Annotated in this window: 12 protein-coding genes; 8 read left to right on the top strand and 4 right to left on the bottom strand. The window is 50.9% G+C overall.

Annotated features, from left to right (window positions below):
* Positions 1 to 43: 43 nt before the first annotated feature.
* From AEAE_RS00420 to AEAE_RS00390, 7 genes are all read left to right on the top strand, one after another.
* Positions 44 to 1615: a sugar ABC transporter ATP-binding protein gene (locus AEAE_RS00420; protein WP_094689209.1), complete on the top strand. Its 1572-nt coding sequence runs from the start codon at positions 44 to 46 to the stop codon at positions 1613 to 1615.
* Positions 1612 to 2838, top strand: a complete 1227-nt coding sequence (gene mmsB / locus AEAE_RS00415; protein WP_094689208.1) for a multiple monosaccharide ABC transporter permease — start codon at positions 1612 to 1614, stop codon at positions 2836 to 2838. Before AEAE_RS00420 ends, mmsB begins: the two co-directional genes overlap by 4 nt.
* 126 nt (positions 2839 to 2964) lie before the next feature.
* Positions 2965 to 3321 (top strand): hypothetical protein, encoded by a 357-nt coding sequence (locus tag AEAE_RS06880; protein WP_244569564.1) that lies wholly within the window; start codon positions 2965 to 2967, stop codon positions 3319 to 3321.
* 81 nt (positions 3322 to 3402) lie between these two features.
* Positions 3403 to 4152, top strand: coding sequence for a GNAT family N-acetyltransferase (locus AEAE_RS00405; RefSeq protein WP_094689207.1), 750 nt, complete (start codon positions 3403 to 3405; stop codon positions 4150 to 4152).
* Between the two features lie 79 nt (positions 4153 to 4231).
* The gene (locus AEAE_RS00400; protein ID WP_094689206.1) at positions 4232 to 4585 is read left to right on the top strand and encodes a helix-turn-helix domain-containing protein; all 354 of its coding nucleotides are present in this window, start codon (positions 4232 to 4234) and stop codon (positions 4583 to 4585) included.
* 5 nt (positions 4586 to 4590) lie between these two features.
* Positions 4591 to 5115, top strand: a complete 525-nt coding sequence (locus tag AEAE_RS00395; RefSeq protein ID WP_158520442.1) for an ImmA/IrrE family metallo-endopeptidase — start codon at positions 4591 to 4593, stop codon at positions 5113 to 5115.
* A 291-nt stretch (positions 5116 to 5406) separates the two neighbouring features.
* Complete coding sequence (locus AEAE_RS00390) at positions 5407 to 7782, top strand: glycoside hydrolase domain-containing protein (protein WP_094689204.1); 2376 nt, start codon at positions 5407 to 5409, stop codon at positions 7780 to 7782.
* A 976-nt stretch (positions 7783 to 8758) separates the two neighbouring features.
* On the opposite strand, the gene AEAE_RS00380 is transcribed toward AEAE_RS00390, so the two are convergent.
* From AEAE_RS00380 to AEAE_RS00365, 4 genes are all read right to left on the bottom strand, one after another.
* Positions 8759 to 9073 (bottom strand): hypothetical protein, encoded by a 315-nt coding sequence (locus AEAE_RS00380; protein ID WP_094689202.1) that lies wholly within the window; start codon positions 9071 to 9073, stop codon positions 8759 to 8761.
* A gap of 16 nt (positions 9074 to 9089) precedes the next feature.
* A complete protein-coding gene (locus AEAE_RS00375; RefSeq protein WP_094689201.1) occupies positions 9090 to 10382 on the bottom strand; it encodes an endonuclease/exonuclease/phosphatase family protein in 1293 nt (430 codons plus the stop codon).
* 324 nt (positions 10383 to 10706) lie between these two features.
* On the bottom strand, positions 10707 to 12335 hold the full coding sequence (gene ffh / locus AEAE_RS00370; protein WP_094689200.1) for a signal recognition particle protein: 1629 nt from the start codon (positions 12333 to 12335) through the stop codon (positions 10707 to 10709).
* 5 nt (positions 12336 to 12340) lie between these two features.
* The gene (locus AEAE_RS00365; protein ID WP_094689199.1) at positions 12341 to 14116 is read right to left on the bottom strand and encodes a cysteine--tRNA ligase; all 1776 of its coding nucleotides are present in this window, start codon (positions 14114 to 14116) and stop codon (positions 12341 to 12343) included.
* Positions 14117 to 14280: 164 nt separating this feature from the next.
* Here AEAE_RS00365 and AEAE_RS00360 point away from each other — a divergent pair, with 164 nt between their 5' ends.
* Positions 14281 to 16590, top strand: a complete 2310-nt coding sequence (locus tag AEAE_RS00360) for a glycoside hydrolase family 3 C-terminal domain-containing protein (RefSeq protein WP_094689198.1) — start codon at positions 14281 to 14283, stop codon at positions 16588 to 16590.
* The last annotated feature ends 143 nt before the right edge of the window (positions 16591 to 16733 follow it).

Genomic DNA, 16733 nt, shown 5'->3' with positions numbered 1-16733 from the left:
GGCTGTGAAAATGGTCACCCGGTCCTTATGTCAGGAGAATGACATGTCACAGCACACTCACGAGGATGCCAGAGACGTTATTCTCACCATGGATCACATTGTCAAACGCTTCGGCCCTGTCACCGCACTCTCCGGTGTGGATTTGACAGTCGAGCGTGGTGAAATTCATGCAATCTGCGGTGAGAACGGTGCGGGCAAATCCACACTGATGAACGTGCTCTCAGGCGTTTACCCTTACGGTTCGTATGAGGGAACCATTACTTTCGACGGTAAGGTTTGCAAATACAAGAATATTAATGATTCTGAGGCAGACGGCATCGTCGTCATTCACCAGGAATTGGCATTAAGCCCGTTCCTCTCCATTGCTGAAAATCTGTTTATCGGCAATGAGCGTTCGAGCCATGGCGTTATCGACTGGGATAAGACGCGCGCAGAAGCAAAGAAGCTCCTCGACCGCGTCGGCCTTCCTGAAGACCCGGATACCAAGATTATGGATATCGGCGTGGGTAAGCAGCAGCTCGTTGAGATTGCCAAGGCTTTATCCAAAAATGTGAAGCTCCTCATTTTGGACGAGCCAACCGCAGCATTGAACGATGAGGATTCTGCTCACTTGCTCGACCTTGTTCGCCAGCTTCGAGATGAGCACGGTGTGACGAGCATTATCATCACCCATAAGCTCAACGAGGTTGCAGCAATCGCTGATAACGTCACCATTATTCGAGACGGCGCAACTGTCGGTGAAATGTTCATCACACCAGAAACACCTCTCGACCAGGATGAGCTGATCCGTAAGATGGTGGGCCGCGAACTGACAAATCTTTACCCTCACCACCCATCCAATACGCCAGGAGAAGAGTTCTTCCGCGTTGAAAACTGGACGGTTCATCACCCGTTGGACCCCAACAGAGTCATCGTCGACCATGCAAACATCGCTGTACGCTCTGGCGAGATTGTTGGCTTGGCAGGGTTGATGGGCGCTGGGCGTACAGAAATGGCAATGTCAATCTTTGGAAAGACATATGGCTCTCACATTTCCGGCGATATTTATGTGAAAGGCAAGAAAGTAGAGCTGCCAACCGTCCAGGATGCTATCGATGCAGGCTTGGCTTACGCCACCGAAGACCGTAAGGTTTATGGCTTGAACTTGTTGCAAAACGTGCGAGAAAATGCTTCCCTCGCCTCGCTCAAAAAGATGAGTAAGAAAGGCGTGATGGACGACAATATCGAGCGCAAGGAAGCCGAAAAGTACCGTACGGAATTCAACATCAAATGCCGTGATATCGATGTGCAAGTCTCGACGCTTTCTGGTGGTAATCAGCAGAAAGTTGTTCTCGCCAAATGGGTGATTTCTGACCCGGATATCCTCATTCTGGATGAGCCAACACGAGGAATTGATGTTGGCGCTAAGTATGAGATTTATGAGATTATCGATCAGCTTGCCGATGCGGGTAAAGCTGTTATCGTGATCTCGTCTGAGCTGCCAGAGCTGATCGGCATTTGCGATCGAATTTACACCGTCAGCCAGGGTGTAGTCACAGATAACGTTCCTCGCCAAGGCTTTACGCAGGAATATTTGATGCGAGGTATGACTAAGGAAAGGCAGGTAGCGCTATGAGCAGCGCAACTGCAGCACCTGCAAAGAAGCAGGAGAAGAATGAGACTATGAGCGTTCTTCGCTCCGTGGCAAACAATGCACGTCAATACGGTATTGTCGGCGCACTGTTAGTAATCGTTCTCGTTTTTGAGATTTTGACGCGTGGTGTTCTTCTGAAGCCGAACTCCTTCGTCTCTCTCATCCAGCAGAACGCATACGTCATTATTCTCGCCATCGGTATGGTGATGGTGATTATCGCCACCCATATCGACTTGTCCGTCGGCTCTTTGGTCGCATTCATCGGCGGCGTGTGTGCACTGCTGATGGAACGAGCAGGAGTCAACTGGGGACTGGCTATTGTCATCTCTCTGCTGGTCGGTTTGGTGATTGGCTGCTGGCAAGGTTTCTGGGTTGCTTATGTGGGAATCCCAGGCTTCATTACCACCTTGGCTGGCATGCTCATGTTCCGCGGCCTGGCAACAGTGATCGTGGGTGAATCGGTTCCTATCACCTCTAACGAGTTCCGTGGTATCGCACGCAACTACTTGCCGAACATCCTGGGTTTCTGGGGTCCGTTCGACGGATTAACAATAGTTCTGGGCCTTCTGTGCATTGCAGCTCTCGTGTTCACTCAGCTGCGCAAGCGCGCACGCATCATCAAGGTCGGTCTCGTTCCTGAGCCAATGGCATTGACAATCATTAAACTTGTCATCTTCTCCATTGCTATCATCTTCGTCACCTACCTGCTTGCCTCCTCTGGTAACGACACTCAGGGTGGTACGCCAATCATGCTGGTTATTGTTGCAGTGCTGGTGTTGGTGTACAACTTCATCCTCACTCGTACCGTGTTCGGCCGCCATGTGTACGCGGTGGGTGGCAACCGCAAGGCTGCAATCCTCTCGGGTATTAACACCAAGCGCGTTGACTTCATGCTCTTCGTGCACATGGGCTTCCTCTCTGCGGTTGCTGCAGTGTGCATGCTCTCGCGTTTGGCCTCTGCAACTGCACAAGCAGGTATGGAGTTCGAGATGGACGCCATCGCAGCCTGCTTCATCGGTGGCACAGCTGTTACTGGTGGTATTGGTACCATTCCAGGCGCAGTGGTTGGCGCATTCGTCATGGGTGTGATTAACCAAGGCCTGTCGATTATGGGTGTGGATACCGCAATCGTGAAGACGATCAAGGGCCTCGTGCTCCTGGGAGCTGTTGCCTTTGACATCCTCTCCAAGCGCAAGAAGAGCTAAGGTAACTGCTGAACGATTGCTGAATACTGTTATTTCCCTCATGAATGAGAAGCTCGGTTTCCTTATGGGAGGACTTTCCACAAGGAGGCCGAGCTTTTCGCACTGATAATCTGGAAGGCTATCGTGATGCAACTCAATGAACGTGCACGAGCTCGCCTGTATGCGTTGACGGCACTGGCCTGTGTGTTGTGGCTGGGGCAAAGCCTTTATGAAGCGAATAAGGATGGCAGCTTAACCTCGTGGGCAACGTGGGTTTTTGCTGCATGCCTGCTGGTGGTGATCGGCTGGACTGGCTATAACGCTTGGGTTGGGCTGGTGAAATCGGCTGATGAGGAGAGCCCAGTTGAGGAGAAGGGTGACGAGGAAAGGAGTGATGAGAAGAAGAGCGATGAGGAAAGTCCAGATGAGGAGAAGGGTGATGCTCCTGACGTCGAGGTGAGCGCGGGTGACAGTGCTCAGGACAGTGCTCAGGAAAATGCCTGACGGCTGGCTCGGGCGGAGAGGCTGCTAAAGTAAGGCGTCAAGTGCAGGCCACGACAATATAGCCCAGCAGGAGGTATAGCAATGAGCGATGGCGAAAGCATTTCCATGCCCACAATGCTCACCCCTGATATCACAACTGAGCGCCTTCTGCTGCGGCCTTTCCGCGAAACCGATGCTCCTGCAGAATTCCGAGCAGCACAAGACCCTCGCATCGGCGCTCTGTGCGGGTGGAGACCGCCGGAGTCGGTAGAAGAGTCGCTGGAGACTATTCGCACTGTTTTTGCTCAGCCCTGGACGTGGGCTATTACTCTTCGTCAGGCAGTGAAACTGCCTGATAGCATTCTTGCTGATAATCCTCAGTTTGCCCAGTTGCGAGACGTTCCCCGCCAGCGCTTCTCAGTTTTCGGAGAGCCTGTCGAAACGGTCGAGCCAGAGGGTGACGGCCATACGGTGATCATTCCTGCCGATGAGCCTATTGGTGCGATCTCCTTGCAGTCGAGCATTGGGCTGACGGATAAGGATGGTAAGCCTCTCGATCTCTCTACTCACGACCAGGCTTTGGGCTATTGGGTGGCGGCACCTCTGTGGGGCAATGGCATCGCGACGGAAGCAGCCAATGCCTTGCTCAAGTTTGCCTTTACACATACAGAAATTGAGACGGTATGGGGTCGCTTTAAGTTCGGCAATGCTGGCTCCCAGGCCGTAATGCGCAAGATTGGCATGAGCGAATATGGCGAGGATCATCACCATTGGATGCCGCTGATCGACGAGTACTGGGATGAGAAAATCTATTCCATCACGCGCGAAGAGTGGGAAGCGCAGGAGAAATAGGGGATTTTTTCTGAGAAGGTCTTGTATCTTTCCGTGTTAGCTGATAAGCTAACAACAGAACAGAAAGAGGAGAACTGACATGGATTTTGGAACTTTTCTTGCGCAGAAGCGCAAGGAGAAAGGGTTGACAATGCGAGAGTTTGCATCTCGTTTGGATATCACAGCTCCCTACTTGAGCGATATTGAGAAGGGAAGGCGTGCTGCCCCGGAAAATAAGCTGACTGAGATTGCCAACATACTTAACCTGAGCACCCAAGAAAGGGATTTTCTCTTTGATGCGGCGGCACGAACTCGTGATAATCAGGCGCCGGCGGATATCTCTGGTTACATCATGAACACTTCAAATGCTCGCGTTGCATTGAGAAGGGCTCAGCAAAAGGATTTTTCTGATAAAGACTGGGAATCGGTTATCAAGTTTATTGAGGGGCGATGAGGTTTATGGTAACAGCTAACGTGCCAACTTACGGGCTGAAATATAAGCCCTATGACGAAATGGAAAACGATGCCATCAAGATATTGCGTGGCTTTGAAGGTGGAAAGTTTTTGAAGGTCCCGCAGGCGCTCGATGTTGATTCTTTTGTTGAGTTTTATATGAATGCAACAATTGATTATGCCCGTTTGTCTCAAGATGGGAGCATTTTGGGTTTGTCAACGCTGGCGCAAACTTCTGTTACTGTTTTTTCTGAGGATGGGAGCGCTCAGAGCCGTTCTTACCCTGAGAACACGATTCTTCTGGATGTGGACATTTATTTGCATTCCTCCTCAGCGCGTAGCCGTTTTACTTTTATGCACGAATGTGCGCATCTCCACTACCATAAAAATCTTGCCGGTGCCGTGCAGTATTGCAATAAAGGCAACCAGAGAAACAGATGCGAGGTGCAAGCCAATTGTTTGGCAGCTGCTCTATTGATGCCTGAACCGATGGTTCACTGCGCTTTCGATAATGAACTGAAGGGAAAGTAGTGGGCAGAACTCTCTCGGCCTGAGAAGATTTCTGTTATCGAGAACTTGTCAGCTCTTTTCCAGGTGTCTGTGGAGGCTATGAAGTTTAGGATGAAAAACCTGAAGCTTTGCTGCTAATTTTTTTTAACTTTAAAATTCGCAACAAAGCTAACAAGCTATTTACTTAACACCTAGAAAGGAGGTGATCGACATGTAAGTAAGCAGTTAACTCATGCAATTGATGAAAACTCAACATAAGCAAATTGACACAAAGAATTCAGTGAAGATCGAAAAATGGAAGGAGACACCATTATGGTGGATCAGATGGTATTAGCTACGCAACAGTGGCTTAATTCAACGTATCAAGGTAGAGAAGGCTATGACCCTATTCCAGAAAATGGAAGAACAGGTCAAACTACTGTTTTTGCCTTGCTTCATGCGCTCCAAATTGAACTGGGAATTACAAGCACCGCAGATGCCTTCGGGCCTAGCACTCAATCACTTTTTGCAACTCGCTGGCCTCAGGGCATTCATCGTCAGCCAGATGGTGACTCTGCTGAGAGTAATGTTTATGGAATCATCCAAGGAGCACTGTGGTGCAAAGGCTATTCCACGGGAGCAAGTGCGATTACTCGCCATTTTTACAGTGGTACAGCAGGGGCCATTGCTAAACTCCAAAATGATGCTGGCATTGCAGCTGACTCTGTCGTGACTTTGCCTATTATGAAAGCTCTGCTCAGTATGGATCAATTCGTACTGCTCGCAGACTATGGTGGCAAACCTGAAATTCGACAAATTCAGCAACACATCAATGCCACGTACCTTGCATATACCGGATTGATTCCAACTGATGGGGTTTACGGTAGGCAGATGAATGTGGCACTGATTCAAGTACTTCAGAGCTTGGAGGGTTACACTCCTGATTTGGCTACTGGCAACTTTGGTTCAGGAACTACCGCTCATTTAAAAAAGATTACATCTGACAATTCTTCTGCTTACCTTGAATGGGTGTGGCTAGGAAAAGTTGCTCTCTTGTGCAATGACGTTAATGTAATTGTTTCCTCTCAATGGGATGAAACACTGACAAATTCGTTGTTGCGCTTCCAAGATCATTATTCTCTTCCTCGCACCGGGGTGTTTGATAAAAGTACCTGGATGAGTTTATTGACTTCTAAGGGTGACCCAAATCGAGCGTGCGTTGCTTGTGATACTCGTTTTGAGATTACTGAATCTCTTGCAAACAGGCTAAAAGCTGATGGTTATTCCATCGTGGGTAGGTATTTGAGTGAACCAGGAATGGATAAGCTCAAGCCAGAAGAGTACTTTAAGGCGATTAGGCCAGGCGAGTTGCAGAGAATTCTCAATGCTGGCTTGAGGTTCTTCCCTATTTTCCAAGAGAATTCCCGCAGTGAAAGTGACTTCACTGAAGAAATTGGAGAGCGACATGGCCGTGAGGCATATGAACATGCATCGGCTCTTCATATTCCTCCAACAGTGATTTTCTTCTCTGTAGATATGGATGTCATGGATTACCAGATCGACTCGTTAATCATCCCTTATTTCCACGGAGTGTTTAGTACGCTTCAAGGCGGTTACAAAGTTGGTATCTATGCGTCTCGACACGTTTGCCAACGAGTGATGGATACAGGTTTAGCAGTGAGTGCCTTCGTTTCAGATATGTCGTCTGGCTTCTCTGGAAACCTCGGTTATCCTATTCCTAACAAGTGGAGCTACGATCAGTTTACTGAAATCGAGAACTACTTCGGTGACGTAGCCCTTGATCGAGTTGCATTTGGCGGTGATACTCTGCCAGTTGACCACCTGATGTCCGAGGTCTCAGCATCCTTTGATGATCCTCTGTATGAGTGGGTACGTAAAACGGAAACGCAATGTGCTGAAGCTTTGGACGAGGGTACTGCTTCCTTGCGTGCGCAGAAACCGAGTATTGGTACATTCATTCTTCAATGGTTGAGAAAGCCTGAGTATTGGGGATTGAACGGTGATGGAATGTGGGAGGCGTATACTCCGGAGGCTGCTCAACCTCCTGAGCTAGCAGAAGCAAGGGTAACTTGTGCAGAAATTTGTAAGGAGCAACCTGACATTAAACATCTGCTGAAAGACCGTGATATTGCTCATTGGGCAGCTTCGACTTTGGGATATCTCACATGGGGAGTAGAACGTGACCCTAGTAAATTTACCGTAAGTTCCCTAGGAGGTTGGGGCCTAGATCTCTTGCAAGTTTGGGGCCAATATACCCGCGAGTCCCATCCCGGCGATTTGCAACAGTGGATGCAAGCACATATCGGGGCTCTTACTAACAGTTCATTTGGTCTGCTTGATGCTGTTGCGGATGCGGATGCATGGCTTGTTGCAAAAGCAATGGGTGACAATCCTCTTAACGAGCATTCGCTTTCTTCCGCTTTAAATAAGATTTATCAAGAAGAAGCTGCGGATCGGCTTCGTCGATTCTTTCTAGAGCGTTTCTTTGGTGATAGAAGGAATGTTGCTCAGCAGTATCAGCAAATTTGTGAAGGAGTGCTGACGGGCATATGGCATGCAGTAGGAATTTCTAAGATTCCGCAGTATCTTCTACGAAAAGCAGCTCATGCCGATTACTTCCCTACAAGTGTCGAAGCGGAAATCATTGCTGATGTTTATTCCGACTTTTTGATGGATGCAAAGCAGTAAATAACAGAACATTGTAGTGTAAGTACTTCTTTCCCCTGAAGGAAACTCGTCGAAGTGGAGATTTGCCTTCAGGGGAGAGGAGGCTTTTAGTATTCTGGTCGTGCTGCAACTCCAACGAGGTACGCGAAGACGAGGATGAAACAGAAGATGAGTAAAAGAATAATGTAAATTGTGGCGAGCACGGTTGTTATCAGAGAAACCCAATGATCTTTGATGAACTGGTGTTTGGAACTTGTGAGAGAGTAGCTAACATTCTCTGAATAATAATCAGGATAGTAATAAAGAGAATGAGAAACTCTGCGGTTTAGTAACCACATCATAGGGCCGAATACGGTGAATGACAATAGTTGCCTTCCTGTAGCATTAGCAGAAGAAACAGGGGGTAAAAGGAACATGGAAGGAGTAATCGTTTTAGCTGTAAGTAGTATCTCGAAGAGAAACAGCATAATTGCTCCCAACCTCCAACAAATGAATTGAACCATCTCTCGTTTCTGGTAATCAGAAACAAACGTTCTCAGCGGGGAACGAGGCATAGGTTTCTGAAGATAGCCGACCAATACAACGTAAACTGCCCACCACAAGACGAAGTACACACAGATGCGTGGGAAAAGGTAGATTGGCTCGAAGATATAGGCGCACAGTAGAATTGCTGCGGCACAAAACCATAATGCTGTTATTCGTTGAAGATACTGATCAAGCATCATGGGCAATTGTGAATCATAGAAAAGCCAAAAGAGAATGGCAAACGGGAAAAGGAAAGAAGTCTGAGTGTAAAGATTATCTTCTGCGTTTTTTATGGGGAAGGTGATCAGAGCGTAAAAGGATGCCATGTGTACAGAGAAGAGCGATGGAATAATCCACGAGAGAAGAGTGACAAGAAAAGTCTCATAAGTGGCGCACGTCTTTCGAGTGTTACGCCACAAGCGTGTAAGAGATGAATGGGATTTCCTGCTGTTTTGTAGCTGGCGTATTTTTCTCATTTGTGTACCTTCTGATGAACCCCTTCATGAAACCAATTAAAGAGCATGAAAGGGAGAACTAAATGAGCAAAAAGTATGCCGAGCATTTGAGAAACTCGCTCAGCAACAGTGACAGGTGCTTTCTTAATGGCATGAAAAAGAGAGTCACACAAGCAAGCAATGAGCGGCACACCGAGTATGAGCCAAGAGCTGTCCAGCGAAATGTACTCTGTACGGTTGAGAGAAAGGTAGAGAAACCAACCTATCAGAAAGATTGCCACCCAGAGGAAGCTAGCAACCAATAGAGAGTAAAGGTAGTTGGGTTTCTTCATAGTTCCCTACTTCCTTCTAGTCAGCTGTTTCCTCGTCAGCGGGCTTCACAACTTCCAACCGGGCGAGGAGAGCTTTATGGTCTGACCCCGGGATACGAAGAGAACGCAGCTCAGTGCACTTCAGTGCATCAGTATGCAACACATGGTCAAGCTCCATCATTGCTGGAAGTACAGGCCAGTTAGCTGGAAAAGTAGCGGGAGAACGGAAGAAGCGACGCGAGAGGAAAGAGTGCTTTACTCCGCGTTTATCTGCCTCAAACGAAGAATCAATGAGCTGAGGGGAATGAGGAACAGGGGAACTGGCCTGACGGCGAGAACGAGAGTGAGCTCGAGCAGCAATGAAAGAAACCTCGGGCTCCCCATCCAGGTAATTGCCAGGCAGTAAGCCACCAGAAAGAAGCCAGCGGAAAGTAGGGTGGCTCACATTCGAGTTGAAATCACCAGCGATGACGAGCGCGTCAGCATGACGAGCAAAAACCGCGGAAGGCAGCGCGGATAACTGAGCAATCCCCAGCCCCCACTCTTTTGCTCCGCGCTGAGGCGAATACGGGTGAGCAGCAGCAACCGCAATACGTTTCCCGAGAGCACGAAAAGTGAGAACAGGGACGCTAGCGGCAGGAATGCAAACACTCGAAGGCTCGGCATGAAGAGGCGGAACAGCGCAGAACACAACGTTGAAGCCGCCATTCTCTTTTCCGTTCTTTGCTCCCACAACTCGATGCGGCAAGAAAGAAGCAATGCCTGCGTCATCCAGAGCAGCGAGCAGCTGATCAGTTGCTTCTACCAAGCACAACGCGGAGACGTTGTGCTGAGAAACAGCAGTGACAATCTCACGGGCTTGAGCTCGACCATAACGGCAATTGAGGCTCATCACCACTACGCTCTCCGAGTGAGAAAGCTGGCGGAAAGGAGAGGAAGAAGGAGAGAGAGAAGATGAGCGTGCTGGGCGAGGAGAGGAGGAAGAAACAGAATGAGTAGTAGATGATGTGCGAGGTGGACGGGAAAAATCAGGGCGGAACAGCAGAGCAAGGCTCAAAGCGAGCAACAACGCCACAACAAGAGCAACTGTCGACAAAGCGTGCGGCCACGCAACAGCAGCGAGAATACCACCAACAAGCTCAACAGGAAGGCTGACCAGACCAACAGGAACAGCTAAAGCAGCCAACTGCGGAACAGGGTGATGCCAACCCAACTTACCCGTCAGCGTCAGGCAAACATGAAGCACAGAGAGAACGAGCACAGTAAGAACGCACAAGACGAGCACAACAATGCCCAAAGGTGTGAGGGGCGGAGGCGCTTGAGGGGCCATAATCTCTCCGATCAGTGACGAAAACAGTAGCTGTAGGGCTTTCCTGAAACCCTTTCCTGCAACTCTTTCCTGTGGTCTTTCGTGTCAGTCTTGGGAACTCTTTCCTTGTAGCCTGGGGAAACGAGGAAAACTAGCACACAAACTAGCACACAAACGTGTGAGAAAAGAAAAGCCCACGCGGGGCTAAAGCACAGTCGATGCACTGGTGAAAGCACACCGACCCACTGGTGAGAAAAGCTCATAGGCAGGTGAGAAAAGAAAAGCCCACGCACTGGGAAGGAAAGCAACACCAGTGCATGGGCAAATCTATCAATGTTCGTTAGCTCAGCGGCCGAACAAGCCACCATTCAAGCTAGGAGGGAGCTGGCCCAACTGGCTCAAATCTGGCATAGCAGCAGGCTTGTGGAAACTCGAGCCATTCTGCTGGGAGGCAGTCGGCTTACCAGAAAGGCGAGCTTTCAACTCTTCCTCCTGCTGGCGACGCTTCGCAGGGTTGCCAGACACACCAGAACGCTTCTTCTTCTGGTTCTTACCCTTCTTCTTACCGCCATGCATACCAGGGATTGGTCTCACACCTGGAATAGAAGTAGCGCCATTGGCAACGCGCTTCATCATCTTGGCAGCCATTTCAAAGCGCTGGATCAAACCATTCACTTCCGAAACGGACACACCAGAACCCTTGGCGATACGCGCGCGACGAGAGCCGTCAATAATGCTCGTATCGCGCCTTTCCGCAGGTGTCATAGCGCGGATAATCGCCTCGGAACGGTCAATCGTCTTTTCATCCAGATTGTCAATCTGGTTGCGATACTGCGCCATACCAGGGATCATCGCCAACAGATTCTTCATCGGGCCGAGCTTACGAACCTGCTCCAACTGCTCGATAAAGTCATCTAAACCGAACGTACCTTCCGACAGCTTCTCGGCAGATTCACGAGCCTGCTGCTCGTCAAACTGCTTCTGGGCTTGCTCGATGAGAGTGAGGATATCGCCTTGGTCGAGAATGCGGCCGGCCATGCGGTCGGGATGGAACACCTCGAAGTCGGTGAGGCCCTCGCCTGTGGAGTCGAAGAGAATTGGCTTGTTCGTCACAGAGGCGACAGAAAGTGCAGCACCGCCGCGAGCGTCACCATCGAGCTTGGTGAGCACGACACCGGTGAAGTTCACGCCTTGGTTGAAGGCTTGTGCGGTTTGCACAGCGTCCTGGCCGATCATCGCGTCGATGACGAAGAGAATTTCCTGAGGTTGGACTGCATCACGGATGTCGCGAGCTTGAGCCATGAGTTCTTCGTCAACGCCCAAGCGGCCTGCGGTATCGATGATGACCATATCGTAGAGCTTTTGGCGAGCAAACTCCAGGGATTGGCGAGCTACAGCAACAGGGTCGCCATGGGTTGCGCCGGGAGTGACGACTGTGGCATCTTCGGCAGTCTCGTCACTGCTGGTCACTCCTGCTTGTGGGGCAAACACGGGGATTCCTGCGCGTTCGCCGACAACTTTAAGCTGAGTGACGGCGTTTGGGCGCTGCAAATCTGCCGCGACGAGCAAAGGTGTGTGGCCAGCTTGCTTGAGCCAATAGCCAAGCTTTCCTGCCAGCGTCGTCTTACCAGCACCTTGAAGGCCAGCCAGCATGATGACGGTAGGCGGGTTCTTGGCGAAATTCAGAGGCCTATCAACTCCTTGGCCCAAAATTGCGGTGAGCTCGTCGTTGACAATGCTCACTACTTGTTGGGCTGGGTTGAGGGAGTCGCTCACTTCGGTGGAAAGGCAGCGTTCACGCACCTGGGATGTGAAGGAGCGGACCACAGGGAGGGCGACATCGGCGTCGAGCAGGGCGCGACGGATTTCGCGGATGGTCGAATCGATATCGGTCTCACTGAGCTTGCCTTTGGAGCGCAAGTGCTTGAAGGCGTTGGTGAGCCTATCGGTAAGGGAACTGAAAGCTGTTGGCATGTTTGTTAGTCTACCTTCTTTACAGACCAGCGGGGACCTTGAGCAGTATCTTCAACGACAATTCCCGCAGCGGTGAGATTATCACGAATCTGATCGGCCAGTGCAAAGTTGCGTTCGGCTCGAGCTTGTTGGCGAGCCTGAAGCTGAGAGGAAACAAGGGTTTCGAGGGCCTCATGCTCCGGGGCTTGCTCCGTCTTTTCCTGCTTCCACACCGGGCTCAAGGGGTCGAGGCCGAGGCAGTCGAGCATGGCTCTGACTTGAACGAGATTGGCACGAACCTTTTCCTGCTCGGTATTTGCGTTTTGCATGAGCTGGTTGGTTTCGCGAATCGTAGCGAAAACGACGCCAAGAGCTTGGGAAACGGCGAAATCTTCGTTCATTGCATCAACAAAGGCGTGCTCAAGATTATCAGCGCTCAAGGTGGTGATTTCTTCGCGGCTTGGTTGGCCGTGGATGTATTCGCCTGCGGCTGAGACGAAGCGGGTGATCCGTTCATACGCTGCAGTTGCTTCTTGCAAGGTTTGATCGGACCACTCGAGCATGGCACGGTAATGCACGGATGCGAGTGCATAGCGAGCAACCCATGCGCTGCAGTGAGCTAAGAGAACATCAACTGCCAGGCCGTTGCCCAAGGATTTACTCATTTTTTCGCCCTTGGCAGTCACCCAAGCAGAGTGCATCCACGTGTGAGCAAACCCCCAGCCAGCAGCTCTGGATTGTGCCATTTCATTTTCATGGTGAGGGAAACGCAGGTCGAGGCCGCCACCATGAATGTCGAAATCGTCACCGAGGTAGCGGTGGCTCATTGCTGAGCATTCCAAATGCCAGCCGGGCCTTCCCCACACAAGGCCATGGCCAAAGTCAGCCTGCCAGCGAGCATCCGCAGGCTCGCTATCCTTTGCTGCTTTCCACAGGGCGAAGTCGCGAGGGTCACGCTTGAGATTAGCGTCAGAATCGTCGCTGGGGTTGTATTTGTCTTCGCCAACCTGGTCGACGGAAGGGCCCATTTCATCGGCAATACGAGCATCTTCGTCTTCTGTGGTGACAGCGTGGGTGGCAACAGTGTTCGTCTGCTGTGTCGCCGCGTTACTTGCGTGCTGTGCTGAGGACAATGCGTTTGAGGGCAGGGCGGTAGGGGATGATTCGTTTGTAGATAGTGCGCTTGAGGACAGTGTTCCCGAGGTTTGATGGGTGAGAGCTCCGTAATCAGGCCAGCTAGGAACAGAGAAATACACGTTGCCGGTGCCATGGCCTGCGGCATCGAGAACCTCGTAGGCGTGCCCGCGTTCGATGAGACGCTTCACCAGGGCGATCATCTCGGGCATTTCACCAGTAGCATGCGGCTCATAGGTAGGAGGGATAACACCGAGCTGCGCGTAAGCGTGGGTGAAAACACGCTCGTAATGGTAGGCGCGAGCCCACCAGCGCTGGTTGGCTTGGGCTGCCTTGGCAAGAATCTTGTCGTCAATATCAGTGACGTTGCGCACGAAAACGACGTCATAGCCTAAACGAGTGAGCCAGCGACGCACCACGTCAAAAGCGACGGCTGCTCGCATGTGTCCGATATGAGGTGCGGATTGAACGGTGGCACCGCACACATACATGCGTACCTGGCCGGGGGTGAGTGGTTGGAAAGCTGATGTGGTGTGGCTTTCTGTGTTATACACGCGTAGAGTTGCTGCTTGTTTACTCACTTTTTGCGGGGTAGGCCCTTCGCTGACGCGATAGGCGGGGTCTGCAATCTGGGATGCAGTATCCGACAAACTCGTATTCTCACTCATATGTCAAGACTAAGAAACAAAGACGACACTCGCGGCCAATTTTGACGGGCTGTGATTCCTTGTTGGTGGGGATGTGATTCCTTTGTGCGCTTATTGAGTATGTTATTTACAAGCCTCTTGGAATAATAGAAGTGTTCAGTAACGACAACGAAGTCGGAGGAAGAATGAGCAGTACTGACAATCAAGAAAATGAAGAAATTCAGGGCACGCAGCACAGTGTAGTTCACAGCGCGGCTGAGGCTACCTCTCTCAAGGCCAGCGACTTGACTATTGAAGAGCAAGCAAGCTTGACCTCAGGTTCAGATGCCTGGCATTTGACACCTGTCAAGCGCGTTGGGTTGGAAGGTTTCATGATCACTGATGGCCCTCATGGATTACGCAAAGCAGAAGGCCTCATCGACCACCCCAATACGGTTCCTGCCACCTGCTTCCCACCAGCAGCTGCCATGGCGTCGAGCTGGAATCCTGAAGTTGCCCGGAAGACGGGCGTCGCTATGGGTGAGGAATGCCGTCAAGAAAAAGTAGCCGTCATTCTCGGCCCAGGCGTGAACATCAAACGCAACCCTTTGGATGGGCGCAGCTTCGAATTTTGGAGTGAAGACCCCTTCTTAGCAGGCCACGAAGCTATCGGCATCGTCGAAGGTGTGCAATCTCAAGGTATTGGCACTTCTCTGAAGCATTTCACGGCCAATAATCAGGAAACCGACCGCTTCCAAATTGATGAGCGTATCAGCGAGCGTGCACTGCGCGAAATCTACTTGCCAGCTTTCGAACACATTGTCAAGACGTGCGAACCGTGGACGATGATGTGCGCTTACAACAAGATCAACGGGCACTATTCCTCTCAGAACAAGTGGCTTCTCACGGATGTGTTGCGCAAAGAGTGGGGTTTCTCCAGCATTATCATGAGCGATTGGGGTGCTGTGCATGATCGCGTCGCCTCCATCAACGCTGGCTTAAACCTCGAAATGCCACCATCCAACACAGATAATCAAGTGGTGGAAGCGGTTCGTATGGGTAAGATTTCTGCCGGCCAGCTGGAGAAGATGGCACAGGGCATGATCGAACTCATCGAAAAAGTGCGTCCCGCAATGCAAACAGATTTCACCTACGACGTGGACGCGCATGACGAAGTGGCCTATGAAGCGGCTTTGGAAAGCATCGTGCTGCTGAAGAATGAGAGCAACCTCCTTCCTCTCCAAGCTGAAGGTGAGCAAACATACGCTTTCATTGGTGAATTTGTGCGCACTCCTCGCTACCAAGGCGGCGGTTCCAGCCACATCAACCCCACCAAAGTCACCTCAGTTCTCCACGCTCTTGAGTTGGAGAGCAATGCTGAGCTGAAGAAGCGCGTCGAGTTTGTTCCTGGCTTTACTTTGGACAATGAGCCACAAAGCCAAGAACTGACGAACCAGGCGCTGGAAGCGGCGAAGAAGCATGATGTTGTTGTGCTCTTCTTAGGATTGCCAGACATTGATGAATCAGAGGGATACGACCGTACCACTCTCGCCATCCCAGCCAAGCAGGTCGAACTGCTCAAGCAGGTGAGCGCAGTTAACAAGAACACGGTTGTCGTCCTTTCCAACGGCTCTGTGGTGGATCTTCGCGAGGTCACCGCACACTCTCAGGCCATTGTGGAAACCTGGCTGATGGGTCAGGCTGGTGGCCGCGCTGTTCTCGATACGCTGGTTGGCCGCTCTAACCCATCGGGTCGCCTGGCTGAAACCTTCCCTCTGCGCTTGCAAGATGTTCCGAACTATGAAACCTGGCCTGGCGGCGAGCATGTGACGGAATATAATGACGGCATTTACGTCGGTTACCGCCACTATGACACAGTTGGCGTTCCTGTCGCCTTCCCGTTTGGCTTTGGATTGTCATACACGAGCTTTGCATATGAGAATGTGAAGGCTGAGCTCACCTCTCCACGCACTGCTCGCGTCGAACTCGATGTTCACAATACTGGCGACCGAGACGGTGCTGAGGTTGTGGAACTGTATGTGTGCCCTCCAACAGATTGCGCTGTTGACCGCCCTGTTCATGAGCTGAAGGGCTTTGCCAAAGTGTTTGTCAAGGCTGGTGAGCGTGAGCATGTGATGATCGACCTTGATGAGCGCAGTTTCGCTTACTGGTCAGAAGCTCGCCATGATTGGCATGTTCAAGCTGGCACCTACCAGCTGCAAGTGGCTCGCTCAAGCCGTGATGTGGTGGAGACGCTTCCTGTTGACATTGCAGATGATGATAAGTCAATGCCGCTCGACGAGATGAATTCTCTGGCTGAGTGGATTCGCGACTCTCACGCTTACGAGCTTTACTTGAAGAATGGCGGTAAGCCGTTTGATGTCGACGTTGATGACAAAGCGCAAGAAATGTTCACTGCAATGCCATTTGCTAACGCTGTCGGCTTTACTCAGGACGCTACCAGCCGCGAGGCAATGTATCAGGCTGTCGAGCAGCTGAGGGCTGAGGGACAGTAAAGCTGTACATCGGTAAGCTGGGCCGCCGGTAAAGCTGGCAAGCTTGGCTTTGCTGGAAAGCGGTAAGAGTTTCTTGAGATTATCAGGCTTCGAGGTTCTTCCTCGGAGCCTGTTTTATGGGATTATCACTGCGCGATATCGGC

Origin of the sequence: Aeriscardovia aeriphila, assembly GCF_002259595.1 — a bacterium.
Classification (GTDB): Bacteria; Actinomycetota; Actinomycetes; order Actinomycetales; family Bifidobacteriaceae; genus Aeriscardovia; species Aeriscardovia aeriphila.
This window is presented reverse-complemented; position numbering and strand designations above follow the sequence as displayed.